The organism is Mumia sp. Pv4-285, assembly GCF_041320275.1.
GTDB classification, from domain to species: domain Bacteria; phylum Actinomycetota; class Actinomycetes; order Propionibacteriales; family Nocardioidaceae; genus Mumia; species Mumia qirimensis.
In genome coordinates this window covers 1,368,085-1,384,542 of record NZ_CP162023.1, presented here as the reverse complement: position 1 = coordinate 1,384,542, position 16,458 = coordinate 1,368,085, and the positions used below count along the sequence as shown (strand labels likewise).

Here is a 16,458-nt window from a genome sequence, read left to right as displayed (position 1 = left end):
GAGGCGCGAAGCGATCGAGACCCGGTCGAGGCGCCGTATCGAGAGCCCTCTTCGCGGGACGAGGCGCCTCCTCCCCCGATGGAGGCGCCCCTTCCCCCGCTGGTCGAGGCGCGAAGCGATCGAGACCCATGCCCTACGCCCCCTTCCCCGGGAACAGCTGCAGATACAGCGTGGTGATGACGAAGTTGACGAAGAACAGCAGCAGGAACGTGATGACGACGGACTGGTTCACCGAGTCCCCCACACCCTTCGGCCCGGGCCGCGTGTTGAGCCCCCGGTACGCCGCAACCACGCCGGCGATGAACCCGAAGATCAGCGCCTTGACCTCACCGACGTACAGGTCGGTGATCTGGGCGAGCGCGGTGAAGCTGGCCAGGTACGCGCCAGGGGTGCCGCCCTGCACGACGACGTTGAAGAAGTAGCCGCCGAGGACACCGACCACGGACACGAGTCCGTTGAGCAGGACCGCTGCGCCCATGCACGCCAGCACCCGTGGCACTACGAGCCGTTGGATCGGCGACACGCCGGTGACCTTCATCGCGTCGATCTCGTCACGGATCGTGCGCGCCCCGAGATCTGCACAGATGGCGGCACCACCCGCTCCCGCGATCACCAGCGTCGTGACGATCGGGGCCGCCTGCTGCACCACCGCGAGCACGCTCGCCGCACCGGTGAACGACTGCGCGCCCACCTGCACGGTGAGCGTCCCGAGCTGGAGCGCGATCACCGCACCGAACGGGATCGCGACGAGCATCGCCGGCACCCAGGACACGCTCACGACGAACCAGAACTGGTCGAGCAGCTCACGCCCCGCGAACGGCCGCCTGAACGTCGCCCGGATGGAGTCGAGCCCGAGGGCGAAGAGGCTGCCGACCTGGTTGAGGCCGCGGGTCAGAGCGTTGGGTCGTCGCGGTGGGGCCGCTAGGTGATGCTCCTCGTCGTCGGCGACGTACAGGGAGGCCTTGCCGGACGCGACGCGTCCGCCGTGGCGTACGGCGCCGGAGCGGACCGCACCGTTGGTCGGGACGAGCTGGCGCGGCAGCACCTCGATCGCACGCGCACCGGCGCGCACCATCGTGGTCGTCGAGCCGTTGGGGTAGCCGTACGACGGCTCCTCCTCGTACGAGACGTCCGTCGTGCTGTGGTCGACCTCCTCGCTCATGCCGATCGGCCCGTCCGGGTCGCCGCTCATGAACTGCGAGACGACGGGGTGGTCGGTGAGCAGGAACTCCTCGCGCGGGCCGAACATGACGAGCTCGCGGCGGTACAGCATGCCGAGGTTGTCAGGGAGCGTGCGCGCGAGCTCGATGTTGTGCGTGACGACGAGCATCGTCGCGTCGGTCTGCGTGTTGACGTCGAGGAGCAGCTGGGCGAGGTTCGCCGTACGGACCGGGTCGAGGCCGGAGTCGGGCTCGTCGCAGAGGATGATCGACGGGTCGGTGACGAGCGAGCGGGCGAGGCCGGCGCGCTTGCGCATGCCGCCCGACATCTCACCGGGGAGCTTGTGCTCCTGGCCGACGAGACCGACCATCTCGAGCTTCTCGAGCACGACCTGCCGGATCTCCTTCTCGGAGAGCTTCGTGTGCGAGCGCAGCGGGAAGGCGACGTTGTCGTAGATGTTCATCGAGCCGAACAGCGCGCCGTCCTGGAAGAGGACGCCGAAGTTCTTGCGCAGGTCGAGCCGCTGCGACTCCTTGGCCCGGCACATGTCGACGCCGTCGATGTGACAGGTGCCGTGCTCGGGCTGGATGAGCCCCATGAGCGACTTGAGGAACACCGACTTGCCGGTGCCGGAAGGGCCGAGCAGCGCGGTGATCTCCCCGGGGGGCAGCGTGAGCGTCACGTCGCTCCAGATGTTCTGGCTGCCGAAGCTCTTCGTGAGGCCGGTGACCTCGACCGTCCCGCCCATGGGGGTCCCTCCATCATGTGTACGCGCCGGGGTGCGCGTCCGAAGTAGGCGGCACCGAGTCGCCCCCTCAGCCGATCCGGTGCCTGGCGATGAAGGTAGGTGTGGCCCGGGTCACGCGGTAGAGGGTCAGGTCGAGATGATCGGTTCGTAACCTTTTCGTGACCCTGACTTGTCACGCAGGTGACAAATGAATGAGGTGTGACGCAAAGGCTCGATGCCCAGATAGCCTCTGCTCGCGCTGCACTCACGGCCAATTTGACCGACATCACCCGGGCGCGCCGCCGCAGCTGGCCGGCAGCGCAGTACGCCCCTACGTCGCTCGTCCTGCACGCGAAGCGCCGTTACCTAGTCGTTACCTGTTCTTGTCATGCGCATGACAAGAACCGTGGTTCTTGGCACCCAATATCGCCAGATCGGTTGCCGATGTGGCACTCCCTGTGGCTTGATCGGCTCGTCGCCCCCTACCGACGGATGCACCGGCATGTGTATCGACTGGTGGAGGGAGCTGGCATGACACTCGTGGCACCTGAACGCGGCACACGACCCTCTCGGGAACCCGCACTTCGGAACATCACCCGCGACCGCCTCGCGATGCTCGCACGACAGATCGTGCGAGCAGCGATGCCCGGTCTGCCCGACGACTCCAACCTGACGAGCATCGTCTCGGAGGCCATTACCGCCTTCGTCGACGCCGAAGGCTCCTGCGTTCTCGCCTCTCAGCAGGTGGAGGTGCGCATGCGTGACCTCGGCGGTCGCCTGGCGGACGCCGACACTCCGCTCGAACGCGTCGACGAAGCCTTCGACACCATCCACGCAGCAGCTCAGCGGGGCCTCCAGATGGCATTGGGCAGCTCGGTCTCGGGTCACGTCGTGATCCGACTGCGCGAGGGCATCGTCGCCTATCTCGCCCAGCTGCAGACTCAGCTCAACAGCGGCTGGGAGCATCGTCAGCGGACTCGCTCAGCTCCCGCGCCTGGCCTCGAAGACCTGCGTGTCAGCGTCTTCCGGGGTGGCGGCTCTCGGCTCGACCATGCGCTCGAGCTCTCCGGCTTCGACCCGACGGCAGAGTTCACGGCGATCGTCTCCGTCATCGATCCTCTGCCGGCCCGGGTCCTGCAGGACCCGAACGTGCTCGCCGGCAACGATGTCCGGGAGGCGCTCGTGCCCGTGGCATGGTCGACGACTCTCGGCGACCACGTCACGCGCCAGGTCGTCCTCGGCCCACCAGCGGGCCTGCAGCGGATCGGCGACTCGCTCGACCTCACCCGCCGCGCCGCGGCCCTCCTGCGCGAGTCCGTGGCATACGACGAGCGCACGATCGTGCCGTGCACGGACCTTCTGGGTCCGCTGCTCGTCGGCGGCAACCGTCTCCTCGTCGAGCTCCTCGTCCAGAAGCACCTCGGTCCACTCAGCGACGCTGGCCCGGAGCGACGCGTGCACCTCGGCGAGATGCTCCTGCTCTGGCTCGAGTCCGGCCAGTCGGTCGCAGCCGTCGCCCGCACCCTCAACATCGCCCCGCAGACGGCGCACAGCCGTGCCCAGTCGCTCCGCAAGATCTTCGGCGACGACCTCGATGACCCGGCCGCACGGCTGGAGCTGATCCTCGCCCTGCGTACGGCGCTCCCCGGTTGGACTGCGGAGACCGCCCGATGAAGATGCACGACACCCATCCCCCGATGAAAGAGAGTACGACCATGAAAACCCTCGTACGGCGCGGCGGCGCCGGCCTCGCGGCGAGCGCGCTCGTTGCGGGTGCGTTCGCCGCGCTCCCACCTGCCTCCAACGCGGCCGTGCCCCCCGAGAAGGCCGGCAAGGTCGCGGCGTGGGGCACCGGTACGGAGACGATCACCGTGCCGGAGTCGCTGAACGGGAAGGTGGTGACCGCGGTTGCAGCAGGCAACAACGTCACCCTGGCGGTCGCCGATGGGACGGTGACACCCTGGGGGGTCCTGGGGCAGGCTCCGCTGGTAGTGCCTGAAGACCTGTCGGGCGTCGTCGACGTGGCTGTCGGGACGAGCAACGCGGCAGCGTTGAAGGCAGACGGCAGCATCGTCGCCTGGGGCGCGGACTTCAGCGGCATCAACACCGTTCCCGCTGATGCGACTCCGGCGAAGTCCGTCGAAGTCGGCGGCACTCTTGCCTTCTCCGTGAAGACCGACGGCACTGTGAAGTCCTGGGGAAGCGGCGCAGCGACCCCTGCGAATGTCATCCCCGATGGCCTCGCCAATGTCACTGAAGTCGCGGCTGGAGCCGTGCACCAGCTTGCCCTCCAGTCCGACGGCCATGTCGTCGGCTGGGGAAACAGCGCCCTCCCCGCCGCGTTCACGATTCCGGACGCAGTTCAGGGCCACGTCACTCAGATCGCGGCCGGCAACATCAGCTCGGCGCTGGTGACAGATGACGGCAAGGTGACAGTGCTCGGCACTCTTGCGTCCGCACCGCAGCCTGCGGGCCTCGCCGATGAGACCGTCGTCGACGTGGATGTGACAGGCTCGATCACGGCCCTCACCGCCTCTGGCAAGGTCTACTCGTGGGGCGGAGCCCCCGCGCTGAACGAGGTTCCACCTTCGCTCGAGGGTGCGCCCGTATCGGCGATCGCTGCTGGCGCAACCCACAACGTCGCGCTGGTGACCACCCTTCACGCACTCGTCGATCCGACGATCTCCGGCACGGCGAAGGTGGGCCAGACACTCGCGGCAACGCCCGCCACCTTCACCCTTGATCCTGGCGTCACGACCCAATGGCTGGCGAACGGTGTCCCCATCGCCGGTGCGACGGGCACGACTCTCGCCCTGACCACGGCGCACGTCGGCAAGCGCATCAGCGTCTCTCAGACAGCGACGAAGGGCGAGGACGCCGTCACGGCAACCTCAGGACAGACTGCGGCCGTTGTTCCGGCGACGGTCTCCTCTCGCCTCACGGCATCGGCTGCCACCGTCCGCTATGGCACGGCGCCGCAGGTTCAGGTGAACCTCGCCCCGCACAATGCGACCGGCACCGTCGAGGTCCGGAAGGGCAGCGCCCTTCTCGGGCGGGCATCGGTCAGGGCTGGGCGCGCCACCGTTGTCCTGTCGCGTACGGCGCTCGGGCCAGGGCATCACGTCCTCAACGTCCGTTACATCGGTGATGCGACGACGACGCCGTCGACGTTTGCTCTCCGCCTCAATGTCGCCAAGGCGAACGCGAAGGTCGCGACGAGGGTGAAGACGAAGAAGATCGTGGCCAAGAAGACCAAGGCCAAGATCGCCGTCACCGTCCGCGCCACCGGCGTCCGCGCAGGCGGCACCGTCGCCGTCTACAGGGGCAAGAAGAAGATCGGCACCGCCCGCCTCAAGAGCAACGGCACCGCTGTCGTCACCCTCAAGAAGCTCAAGAAGGCCGGCAAGACCAAGCTCACCATCCGATACCTCGGATCCAGCACCATCAACAAGGCCACCAAGACGATCAAGGTCAAGATCCGCAAACGCTGACCCGTCTCTCTACCGCCGTGTGGTGCCGCACCCGTGACCCGGGTGCGGCACCATCCCCCTTTCGGAAGGAACGCCCGCATGATCAGCAGACTCACCCGCGCCACCGCCGGGCTCACCGTGACCGCCCTCGCCGCGGCCACCCTCACCCTCGCCCCCGCTCAGACCGCACAGGCGAACCCCAACGGCTCTGTGCCGTTGGAGGACGCTGGCAAGATCGTCGCCTGGTCCAGGCTGGGCACTATGGAGCCAGTCCCGAGCGTGGTGAACACCAAGGCCGTGGTCAGCGTCGCGGCGGCGGGCGACGCCAACTTCGCAGTGATGGCAGACGGAACCGTTGCCGGTTGGAGCCAGTCGATCCCGCGGTCGACGCTGGTGTCTGGGATGCCAGCGGGCCTCAGCAACGTCGTGCAGATCGCCGCCAATGGAACCAACGTCGCCGCATTGAAGGCTGACGGCACGGTCGTCGCGTGGGGCGCCACCTCCTCACTGATCAACCGCGTCCCCGCCGGCCTGCGTGACGTTGTCGACATCAGCCTCGGCACCAACATCGCCTACGCCCTCAAGTCCGACGGCACCGTCACCGGTTGGGGCGCCTTCTGGACCGGTCCCTACCTCCCGCCCGCGGGCCTCGCTGACGTCGTCGATATCTCCGCCAGCGCACGCATCGCCTTCGCGCTCAAAGCGGATGGCACCGTCGTGTCTTGGGGGGATCCAATGGTTCCCGAGTGGCGGGAGGTGCCGCCCGAGGTCCAAGGTCACGTCGATCGCTTCCTGTACACGTGGGGGCACGCCAACGCCTTGCGCACAACGGACGGGAAGATGCATACCTGGCCACTCGCAGGGGCTTTCAACAACCAACCACCGGATGGCCTCAGCGACGATTCAATCGTCGATGCCTCGTCGACCGGAGCCAACCACATCGCTATCGCGGAATCGGGACACGTCTACCTGTGGGGTCAGGATGGTCCCGCGTATGAGGACCTCCTCACCGCGCCCGCGGCACTCGACGGCAAGACACCGGTCGCTGTCGCGAGTGGCGCCAACGGCACACATGTCGTGCTCTACAAGGCGCTCGCCACCGCACGTGCCCCCCGCATCAGCGGCAGCTCGCTCCTCGGCAGCACCCTCACCGTCACCCCAGCAACCTTTTCGGGCACCCCCGAGTCCACGACCACGCAGTGGCTCGCCGACGGAGCCCCGATCCCCGGCGCCACCAACGCAACGCTCTCGTTGACGACAACATTGCTCGGCAAGCGGATCAGCATCGAACAGACCGCCACCCAGGGCTCGGAGACCGCTAAGGCAACCTCCACCGCCACGGCACCGGTCGCCCGCCCGCAGGTCGCCTCATCGCTGCGTGCGAGCGCAGGAACCGTCCGCTACGGCACCACCACCCCGCGCGTCAGCGTGACCCTCTCACCGTCCAACGCCACCGGCCGCGTCGACCTCTACAAGGGCACCCGACGCCTCTCCAGCGGCAACTCCATCGCGGGCCGCGCGACCCTCACCCTCGCCAAGACGACCCTCGCCCCTGGCACCCACACCCTGACCGTCCGCTACGCCGGCAACACCACCACCAAACCCTCAGCCACCACCGTGCGCGTCGGTGTAGCCAAGGCCAACGCCGCGATCGCCGCCAAAGCCAAGACCAAGAAGATCGTGGCCAAGAAGACCAAGGCCAAGATCGCCGTCACCGTCCGCGCCACCGGCGTCCGCGCAGGCGGCACCGTCGCCGTCTACCAGGGCAAGAAGAAGATCGGCACCGCCCGCCTCAAGAGCAACGGCACCGCTGTCGTCACCCTCAAGAAGCTCAAGAAGGCCGGCAAGACCAAGCTCACCATCCGATACCTCGGATCCAGCACCATCAACAAGGCCACCAAGACGATCAAAGTCAAGATCCGCAAACGCTGACCCGTCTCTCTACCGCCGTGTGGTGCCGCACCCGTGACCCGGGTGCGGCACCATCCCCCTTTCGGAAGGAACGCCCGCATGATCAGCAGACTCACCCGCGCCACCGCCGGGCTCACCGTGACCGCCCTCGCCGCGGCCACCCTCACCCTCGCTTCAACCTCCCAAGCCGACCCGGACGGCGACGTGCCGCTGTCGGACGCAGGGCACGTGGTCTCTTGGGCGCAGAACAACGACGACATGGACCCCATCCCGACCGCCGTCACCTCGAAAGCTGTGGTCAGCATCGAAGGGGCCGGACAGGCCACGTTCGCGGTGATGGCTGACGGGACGGTCGCCGGCTGGAGCCAGTCTGTCCCGCGCTCCACCCTCGTCACCGGGATGCCAGCAGGGCTCAGCAACGTGGTGCAGATTGCAGGCAATGGAACCAACGTCGCCGCATTGAAGGCTGACGGCACGGTCGTCGCGTGGGGCGCCACCTCCTCACTGATCAACCGCGTCCCCGCCGGCCTGCGCGACGTTGTCGACATCAGCCTCGGCACCAACATCGCCTACGCCCTCAAGTCCGACGGCACCATCACCGGCTGGGGCGCGTTCTGGACCGGCCCCTACATCCCACCCGCCGGACTCACCGACGTCGTCGACGTCTCTTCCAGCCAGCGTGCAGCGTTCGCCCTCAAGGCCGACGGAACGATCGTCGGCTGGGGGGACCCCCTGGGTCTGCCCAGTCCACTCGACGTGCCCGACTCGATCCAGGGTCACGTAGAACGCATCCTCTTCACGGGAGGGTCGCATAACGCCGTCCGCACCGACGACGGGCGCATGCACACATGGCCGCTCGGAGCCTTCGGGTATGGCGCGGCCGGAATCGAGCTCCCCGAGGGTTTGGTCGAGGACTCGATCGTTGACGCTTCGTCGACGGGCGCAAACTTCATCGCCGTCGCGGAATCGGGCCACGTCTATTTGTGGGGGCAGGCGGGTCCCCCGCTCGACAATCTCCTCGTCGCACCCGCCGCCCTCGACGGAAAGTCACCGGCCGCGGCGGCGAGCAGCAGTGTCGGGCATACGGTGCTCTACCGGGCGTTGACACCGGTACGTGCCCCCCGAATCAGCGGCAGCTCGCTCCTCGGCAGCACCCTCACCGTCACCCCAGCAACCTTTTCGGGCACCCCCGAGTCCACGACCACGCAGTGGCTCGCCGACGGAGCCCCGATCCCCGGCGCCACCAACGCAACGCTCTCGTTGACGACAACATTGCTCGGCAAGCGGATCAGCATCGAACAGACCGCCACCCAGGGCTCGGAGACCGCTAAGGCAACCTCCACCGCCACGGCACCGGTCGCCCGCCCGCAGGTCGCCTCATCGCTGCGTGCGAGCGCAGGAACCGTCCGCTACGGCACCACCACCCCGCGCGTCAGCGTGACCCTCTCACCGTCCAACGCCACCGGCCGCGTCGACCTCTACAAGGGCACCCGACGCCTCTCCAGCGGCAACTCCATCGCGGGCCGCGCGACCCTCACCCTCGCCAAGACGACCCTCGCCCCTGGCACCCACACCCTGACCGTCCGCTACGCCGGCAACACCACCACCAAACCCTCAGCCACCACCGTGCGCGTCGGTGTAGCCAAGGCCAACGCCGCGATCGCCGCCAAAGCCAAGACCAAGAAGATCGTGGCCAAGAAGACCAAGGCCAAGATCGCCGTCACCGTCCGCGCCACCGGCGTCCGCGCAGGCGGCACCGTCGCCGTCTACCAGGGCAAGAAGAAGATCGGCACCGCCCGCCTCAAGAGCAACGGCACCGCTGTCGTCACCCTCAAGAAGCTCAAGAAGGCCGGCAAGACCAAGCTCACCATCCGATACCTCGGATCCAGCACCATCAACAAGGCCACCAAGACGATCAAAGTCAAGATCCGCAAACGCTGACCCGTCTCTGACCATCATGAGGGCCCGGGTGAAATCACCCGGGCCCTCGGCGATCCCCCGACGACTCATGTGAACATCCGAAGCCTAGGCGGGGCTCGGGTAGTCCGCGAAGCGTCTCATCCCTGCGAGCGTGAAGTTCACCTCGGTCAGGGCGATCGGATTCAACGTCCCGCTGGTCGGCATGGGCTGCAGCTCGTCCATCGGCACGGGGTCGCTCAAGGTCGGCGCATCCGTCGCCAACCCGCACGCCAGCATCGGCTTCACCGGCTGCAGCTGGATCGGTGGTCTGCCGATGACCGCAACCCTAGCGGGCTGGAACCTGTCCATCACCGGCGGCGGACCCACCGTCTGGAACGGAACCATCACCAGCGGGTCCCACGGTGAGCAACATGACGGGCGGTTGCGTCGGCCTCATCGCCAACGGCGACCCGCTCACAGCCACCGCCACTTACCACGCCGCCAACCTCGCAACCGGCCTGCGTCGTAACGTGACCCGACCTGGGTCCGTACGGACCCAGGTCGGCTCGGCTCACAGTTCGTACGGCAGATCAGTCTCGCGGGGGAGACGGATACGGCTTTGGATAGATGCACGTTGCCTCATCGCGGGGACACGCGCGCCCCGTCATCGACGACTGGAACATCTTGAGCGGGAAGCCCTTGCCCGACGCGAGAGCGGAGATCATGGGGCTCAGGTCTTCTCTACCTGCTCCACATCCGCTGAATCGTGGAACGTCCAACGTCCCGTTGAGCTCGCCACCTATCGCGGCGTAGTAGCCCCCGATCGGGACGTTTGGCACGTCGGGGTAATTCTCCTGCCCCACCTTAGGACCGAAGTAACCAATTCCACGAGCCTCCAGGTGCGCCCCTCGGGCCCAGCAACGGTCTCCAACCTCGACCTGGCGGCCGTCGATTTTCACGTCCCGAAGTCGAACGTCCACGGTGCCGGAGACCGGTGTGTCGTGGACGTGGTCGTAAGAGTTAACCCCGTGGCCGCATTCCTTCGGGCAGGGCCCAGTGCCAGACAGATACCGGTCGATGATGGTGACCGCGTATAGACCGACCGGCAATCCTTCGTCGTTTGCCTGCAAGCGAATTTGTGCGGTCGCCGTCACCGGGACCGAGCCGAAACCGACAGTCCTCACCGGAATCTCCGGGAAATCGAAGAACGTCGTCTTCTCGATCGGCTTGGCGTGGTTGGTCGGGTAGGCGAGAGCGTCAGCGATGATGCGCTGAAACGCGCCCGGCGCCGGCACACAGTCCGCGTCGTCGAAGTACTCACGGCACAAGACGTCCGGCGGCGTGGTGATGGTGACGATATCTGCAGCCATCGGGATCTTCGTCGCCCTCACCCACTGCTGTGCGGGGGCGACGTAGGCGAGGGCTGTTCCCCCGCCGCCCCTCAAGCCTTCAAACCTTGTTGCAGGCACATTCGGAAACTCAGCATCGGGTTCGGCGCTGGCCACGCCGCCGAGAAGGAGCGGGCAGACGACCGCCATCAGGCCGACCACACGGCGCACACGGCCGCCGACACTCAAGTTCATGGAGCCACGCTCGCATGGAGACGCCGCCTCCCTCAACGCATGCGGTCAATCCGGGCGGCAACTCGGACGAATGTCTGATCGCTGGTTCAGATGAAAATCCGAATCCTGCAGTGTCGACGGGACCGATGCGGTGGATTCATCCAGATGTGGAACCAATTCGCCCTGTGGGTGATGTGGATCACGTCGTGCTCTGGTGGAGTCGGTTCCACCACCGCAGCGACCCCGCTGCACCCAGTCACAGGAGGATGTCCCGTGAAGAAGCTCATCCGCACCGCGGCAATCGCGGCCAGCGCCATCGCACTCGTCGGCGGAGCCGCCGGCACCGCCCACGCCAACGCCCCGTGGGACGTCAAGGTCGGCGGCGGGTACGGCAGTGGCGCCGCAACCTTCGCGTCCACCGGCGCACTCAGCTTCACCGTGCCGCTTCTCCCCATGTCCTGCACCTCGTCCAATGGCTCCGGGGCGGTCACCACCGGCGCAGCGGTGAACAACCCGGTCGCCGCGATCACGTCCATCGGTTTCACCGGGTGCACCGGCCCCGGCGGTCTGCCGATGGGCGTGACGAAGGGTGCTGGCAACTGGAACCTCAACCTCGCCAACGACCCCAATGGTCCGACGGTGTGGACTGGAACCATCACCGGAATCAATGCGCGCGTGACCGACCAGGTCGGCGGAACCACGTGCGACTTCCAGGTGACCGGCTCCGTCGCTGCGTCGTTCAGCGAGACAACCCAGGTCCTGTCCATCAACAACTCGACCGGACTCACCGTCACCCTCCTGAACGGCACGACCTGCCTTGGGCTCGTCGCGAACGGAGACCCGGCAACCTTCGACGGCGACTACCTCGTGACCACCGCCGGCGGCGCGGTCAACATCACCTGATCTCTCGGTCAGGGTGACCACGGGCGGATGCGGACGGCTGTTCCGCATCCGCCCTTGTCGATCCATCCATCCCACGTCCACACCCCAACGCAGAGGATCCCCCCATGAAGAAGCTTCGTGCCCTTGCCGTGGCGGCCGCAGCCGCCGCTCTCACCCTCCTCACCGCCGTACCCGCCAACGCCGTCACCCTCAACTACGAGTACGACGCCAACGGCTGGACCCACATCCACTCCACCGACTCCGACCTGTGGATCAAGCCCACCAAGATGCAGCTCGCCATCCAGGGCGCCGACGGCACCTTCACCGGCCACATGCCGATCTCCCCCGCCGACACCAAGTTCGAGGTCCTCGGGTTCCTCCCGATCAAGGCACAGGTCAACTTCGAAGAAGCTGCCCCGTTGGACGGCGGAGTCATCCGCGTGGGCAACATCGCCCGCGTCGAGTCCACCGCCTCGTACTACATCCGGCTCTCCAACGTCCTCATCGGCGGCATCCCTTCGCCCGTCGGGTCGAACTGCCGCACCAAGGATCCGGTGACGCTGAACGTCAGCACGCCGGCCGGCGAGATCTTCAACATCGCGACCGGCGGCAACCTCGCCGGATCCTTCACCATCGGCGACTTCGAGCACTGCCTGCTCAACACCCTCATCATCAACCAGCTCGTCCCCGGCGACGGCAACATGACCCTCGCCGTCTCCAACGCCAAGTTCATCTCTGCCACCAACCCCTGACCCACCACCAAGCCCGACCCGGGGGTGGCACGAGCGATGCTCGCGCCACCCCCGACCTGTGTCGCGACCTCGGACGACTATCCGAGGCATGGACTCCGCTCAGCCTCGTGATCGTTGATTCATCCGGGATTGTCTCCCGGACGGCGGTGATCGCTGCGAGCTTCATCACTCTTCTGGTGGGCTCAGCGCATGCAGCGTCCGCTGCATGCGCAGATCTCAACACACGTTTGGGAGCCCACCAATGAAGAAGCTTCGTGCCCTTGCTGTTGCGGCGTCGGCTGTCGCGCTCACCCTCCTCACCGCGGTGCCTGCCCAGGCAGTCACGCTCAACTACGAGTACGACGCCAACGGCTGGACCCACATCCACTCCACCGACTCCGACCTGTGGATCAAGCCCACCAAGATGCAGCTCGCCATCCAGGGCGCCGACGGCACCTTCACCGGCCACATGCCGATCTCCCCCGCCGACACCAAGTTCCACATCCTCGGATTCCTCCCGATCAAGGCACAGGTCAACTTCGAAGAGGCCGCGCCGCTGAGCGGTCGGATCATCCGTGACGGCAACATCGCCCGCGTCGAGTCCACCGCCTCGTACTACATCCGGCTCTCCAACGTCCTCATCGGCGGCATCCCCTCGTTCGTCGGGTCGAACTGCCGCACCAAGGACCCGGTGACGCTGTCGGCCAACACTCCTGCCGGCGAGAGCTTTAACATCGCCAACGGCGGCAACCTCGCCGGATCCTTCACCATCGGCGACTTCGAGCACTGCCTGCTCAACACCCTCATCATCAACCAGCTCGTCCCCGGCGACGGCAACATGACCCTCGCCGTCTCCAACGCCAAGTTCATCTCCGCCACCAACCCCTGACCCACCACCAAGCCCGACCCGGGGGTGGCACGAGCGACGCTCGCGCCACCCCCGACCTGTGTCCGGACCAGCTGCGGTGGGATAGCGATCCGAAGGACTGTGGCTGTGAAGGGGCACCGATGGATATCCGTCCGAGTCCTGCCCCAATCGCGCGCATCGACTGGCACACCTCGAGAATGCGCTGATTTGCTTGTCCTACGCCCCGCAGGGCAGCCGGATACCCTCCCTCCTTTCGGCGCCCTGCGGGACCGTAACGTCGTTTCTCTGTGATAGGAAATGTGATGCACGGCACACCGCAGGAGGGGCGGCCCAGCCATGGATCACCATCAAGCCATCACGAGGACCCCGGCATGATCGAGGCTGGGACCGACCACATGCGCTCGCCGGACGAGATCCCTCCCGGCATCGTCAACCTCGTCAAGCCGACCCTCGACGGTCTGGTCGAGCGGATCTCCAGCAAGATCCAGCGCGAGGTCCCCGCCTTCGCAGGATCGGCATCCGGCCGACGTCACAAGCTCATCACCACCGCCGCGACGGGCGCGATCAGCCACTTCCTCGACATGGTGCTCGGCAAGCCGTCCTCGACCGGCGCCCGAGTCGACGATCTCTTCCGACGGATGGGCCACGCCGAGGCAGCCGACGGCCACGACCTCACCGCGATCCGCGAGGCCCTCCAGGTCGCCGGACGGGAAGCGTGGACGGAGCTCCGCACCATCGCGTCGACGCACGACCTGTCAGCGGATGTGCTCGGCAAGATCGGCGACGACGTCTTCGGGTACCTCGACCATCTCAGCAACCAGGTCACAACGGGTTACGATGCGGCCCGGCGCGCGCAGGACAGCGACGTCGGAGCGGCACGTCGACGGTTGATCGAAGCCTTCTTCGACGACGCCGGGCAGGACGAGATCGACGCCCTCGCGATGAACGCCGCTTGGGCGATTCCCTCGCGACTTGTCGTCCTCAGCGCCGACGCTTCGGGCGGGCGGGAGATGCCGGAGCTCGTCGACTCCGGCATCGATGTGCTCGTCCGCCTCTCGCCCGGTCCAGCGACGTACCTCTGCTCCGCCGACGATCGTGATGCCGTCGTCGGACAGCTGCGCGATGTCGCGCCCACGATCAGGATCGCGGCGAGCTGGAAGGTCGCGACCAGCGACGTCGGCGACGCACGGCGGTGGACACTCCGTGCGCTCGAGCTCGCCGACAAGGGCATCATCTCCGCTGACGACGTCATCGAATGCGTCGACTACCGCACGCTGCTGTGGCTGCACTCCGAGCCCGCGCTACGCCGTCAGCTGGCGCAGGAGCTCCTCGTCCCCCTCTTCGCCGAGACCCCCAACTCTCGAGAGATCCTCTCCGAGACCCTCCTCGACTGGTTGCAGACCCGTGACAGCGCTCCCGCGATCGCGGCACGCCTGGGAGTGCACGCGCAGACGGTGCGCTACCGCTGGAAGCGCATCAACGAGCTGTTCGGCGAGGCGCTGCACGACCCGGAGTTCGTCGTCCAGCTGACCCTGGTGCTCAAGGCCAGCGTCCCGTTGTGGGTCGCCGGCGACCAGAGCGACTTCGAGCGCTACCTCAACGAGGAGCCGTCGTGACGACAGCCTCGACCGATGCACGCGCGCCCAGCGACGGGCGTACGCCTGCGACTGCGCACCGCCCGCACGCATCCCCGGCGGGGCGGATGGCGCTCGGGATGATCGCCGCGCTCGCGATCGGCATCGTGGTGGTCTGCTCGACTCCGGTCGTCCGGTTCCCCTCGTGGCGTGAGGTCGTGGTCGCGACCGGGAGCGCCGTCTCGCTGGCGTGCCTCTGGACGCTCCGTACGGAGGCACTGAGCGAGCTGCGCCATCGCCGGCTTGCCCTCACGACCCTCTCGCTCGTCGCGGTCGCAGCCTCGTGCGCGTGGTCCATCGGCGCCCTCCTCACGAACGGTCCCGCGCCCGACCTCGGTGTGGCCGCCGTCGTCGGCGTCGTCGTCCTCGCATGTCGGGGGATCCGCCGAGAGGCAGAGGCCGGGCAGACGCCGGTGCCCACCTGGATGGTGCCGACCGCCCTCGTGATCGCCATCGCCACGGCGGGCGTGTGGCTCGCGATCGACGCGCGTCCGGCGCGCGCGCTCGCGGCAGGTGTCGCCGTGACGGTCGCGGCGTGCCCTGGCGCTGTGGGCCTCGCCCTTCCTGCGGTCTACCGGTACGGCACGCGCCGCGGCGATGCACTCGGCGTGGTGATCGACGACGTCGCGACGTTGACCGCGAGCCGACGCGTCGACGTCGTCGTGCTCAACGGCCTGAGCACCGTCGCGTCCGGCATGCGCGTCGCGTCGGTCGACCCGTTCGTCTCCGATCACGAACGCAATCTCCGCTGGTTCGCCGGTGCGCTCGAGCATGCGTCGAGCCACCCGGTCGGCAAGGCGATCGCGAAGCTCTCCACGCGCGGCCGGCTCTCCGACGTCGAAGCGCTTCCGGGGCTCGGCATCACGGGGTCGGTCGATCGCCATCCCGTGCGTGTCGGCCGCCCCGACTGGATGGGCATCGACGTCACCGACCGTGTCGGCACGACGGTCGGGGTCGAGGTCGACGGGCGACCTCTCGGCACGATCACCGTCGTCGACGCCGTACGCCCGACGGCGAAGGCGGCCAACGACGACCTCCGCCGGATCGGGGTCGATCCGGTCCTCGTCATGGCGACGGACCCCCTGACCGCCAAGGACATCGCCGAGCAGGTGGGCATCGACCGGTTCGTCGCCGAAGCTGGCCCGACGAGCACGGCTGCGCTCGTGTCGGACCTGCGGGACGCCGGTGCTACGGTCGCCGTGCTGACCGACGCCGAGCTGGCCCTGAGCGCCGGTGCGGACGGGTCGGAGACGTCGGTCGTGACCCTCACGGAGGGCGACGTCACCGAAGCCGTCACCGCGCTCACGCTCGCCCGGACGATCGACGGCACGGTGCGCTCGACAACACGCGCCGCCTTCGCGTACACCGGGGTCGCCATGGTCGCCGCCGCTGTCGGCCTGCTCCCGCCGATGGGCGCCGCGTTGGCGCTTGCGGCAAGCTCGCTCGTCGTGCTGGCGAGCGCGTCACGGCTGCGCCGCTTCGCCGGCTGAGCGGCTTCGCTTCGGACGAGCGGCTTCGTTCGGGTATCCCATCAGGTCCGCACTGACCCCAGCGGGGAGGTCGGGTCGGTGCGCGTCCGTTGGGGTACCCCAACGGACGCAGCGGAGTGAGCC

The 16,458-nt window shown here is 67.5% G+C and carries 12 protein-coding genes and 1 pseudogene; 9 read left to right on the top strand and 4 right to left on the bottom strand.

Annotation, left to right across the window (positions count from 1 at the left end; genetic code table 11):
* Nucleotides 1–133 precede the first annotated feature (133 nt).
* The gene (locus AB3M34_RS06590; protein WP_370619959.1) at nucleotides 134–895 is read right to left on the bottom strand and encodes an MlaE family ABC transporter permease; all 762 of its coding nucleotides are present in this window, start codon (nucleotides 893–895) and stop codon (nucleotides 134–136) included.
* 465 nt (nucleotides 896–1,360) lie between these two features.
* A pseudogene (locus AB3M34_RS06585) lies at nucleotides 1,361–1,909 on the bottom strand (ABC transporter ATP-binding protein); the annotation flags it as partial.
* A 510-nt stretch (nucleotides 1,910–2,419) separates the two neighbouring features.
* Here AB3M34_RS06585 and AB3M34_RS06580 point away from each other — a divergent pair.
* The 4 genes from AB3M34_RS06580 to AB3M34_RS06565 all read left to right on the top strand — a co-directional run bounded on the left by AB3M34_RS06580 (nucleotide 2,420) and on the right by AB3M34_RS06565 (nucleotide 9,210).
* The gene (locus AB3M34_RS06580; protein WP_370618377.1) at nucleotides 2,420–3,562 is read left to right on the top strand and encodes a helix-turn-helix domain-containing protein; all 1,143 of its coding nucleotides are present in this window, start codon (nucleotides 2,420–2,422) and stop codon (nucleotides 3,560–3,562) included.
* 41 nt (nucleotides 3,563–3,603) lie between these two features.
* Entirely contained in the window at nucleotides 3,604–5,379 is a 1,776-nt protein-coding gene (locus tag AB3M34_RS06575; protein ID WP_370618375.1) for an RCC1-like domain-containing protein, read from the top strand.
* Nucleotides 5,380–5,496: 117 nt separating this feature from the next.
* Complete coding sequence (locus AB3M34_RS06570) at nucleotides 5,497–7,290, top strand: Ig-like domain repeat protein (RefSeq protein WP_370618373.1); 1,794 nt, start codon at nucleotides 5,497–5,499, stop codon at nucleotides 7,288–7,290.
* A gap of 78 nt (nucleotides 7,291–7,368) precedes the next feature.
* Nucleotides 7,369–9,210 carry an Ig-like domain repeat protein gene (locus AB3M34_RS06565; protein ID WP_370618372.1) on the top strand — a complete coding sequence of 614 codons (1,842 nt, stop codon included), beginning with the start codon at nucleotides 7,369–7,371 and terminating at the stop codon, nucleotides 9,208–9,210.
* A gap of 84 nt (nucleotides 9,211–9,294) precedes the next feature.
* On the opposite strand, the gene AB3M34_RS06560 is transcribed toward AB3M34_RS06565, so the two are convergent.
* Together AB3M34_RS06560 and AB3M34_RS06555 are read right to left on the bottom strand one after the other, a co-directional pair.
* The gene (locus tag AB3M34_RS06560; protein ID WP_370618370.1) at nucleotides 9,295–9,576 is read right to left on the bottom strand and encodes a hypothetical protein; all 282 of its coding nucleotides are present in this window, start codon (nucleotides 9,574–9,576) and stop codon (nucleotides 9,295–9,297) included.
* 182 nt (nucleotides 9,577–9,758) lie between these two features.
* Nucleotides 9,759–10,751 carry a hypothetical protein gene (locus tag AB3M34_RS06555; RefSeq protein ID WP_370618368.1) on the bottom strand — a complete coding sequence of 331 codons (993 nt, stop codon included), beginning with the start codon at nucleotides 10,749–10,751 and terminating at the stop codon, nucleotides 9,759–9,761.
* Between the two features lie 252 nt (nucleotides 10,752–11,003).
* On the opposite strand from AB3M34_RS06555, the gene AB3M34_RS06550 reads away from it, so the two are divergent.
* The 5 genes from AB3M34_RS06550 (at nucleotide 11,004) to AB3M34_RS06530 (ending at nucleotide 16,335) form a co-directional block, all read left to right on the top strand.
* A complete protein-coding gene (locus AB3M34_RS06550) occupies nucleotides 11,004–11,633 on the top strand; it encodes a hypothetical protein (protein WP_370618366.1) in 630 nt (209 codons plus the stop codon).
* Between the two features lie 104 nt (nucleotides 11,634–11,737).
* The gene (locus AB3M34_RS06545; RefSeq protein ID WP_370618364.1) at nucleotides 11,738–12,364 is read left to right on the top strand and encodes a hypothetical protein; all 627 of its coding nucleotides are present in this window, start codon (nucleotides 11,738–11,740) and stop codon (nucleotides 12,362–12,364) included.
* Nucleotides 12,365–12,605: 241 nt separating this feature from the next.
* A complete protein-coding gene (locus tag AB3M34_RS06540) occupies nucleotides 12,606–13,232 on the top strand; it encodes a hypothetical protein (protein ID WP_370618362.1) in 627 nt (208 codons plus the stop codon).
* A gap of 350 nt (nucleotides 13,233–13,582) precedes the next feature.
* Nucleotides 13,583–14,827 (top strand): helix-turn-helix domain-containing protein, encoded by a 1,245-nt coding sequence (locus tag AB3M34_RS06535; RefSeq protein WP_370618360.1) that lies wholly within the window; start codon nucleotides 13,583–13,585, stop codon nucleotides 14,825–14,827.
* Nucleotides 14,824–16,335: an HAD family hydrolase gene (locus AB3M34_RS06530; RefSeq protein ID WP_370618358.1), complete on the top strand. Its 1,512-nt coding sequence runs from the start codon at nucleotides 14,824–14,826 to the stop codon at nucleotides 16,333–16,335. Before AB3M34_RS06535 ends, AB3M34_RS06530 begins: the two co-directional genes overlap by 4 nt.
* Nucleotides 16,336–16,458 lie beyond the last annotated feature (123 nt).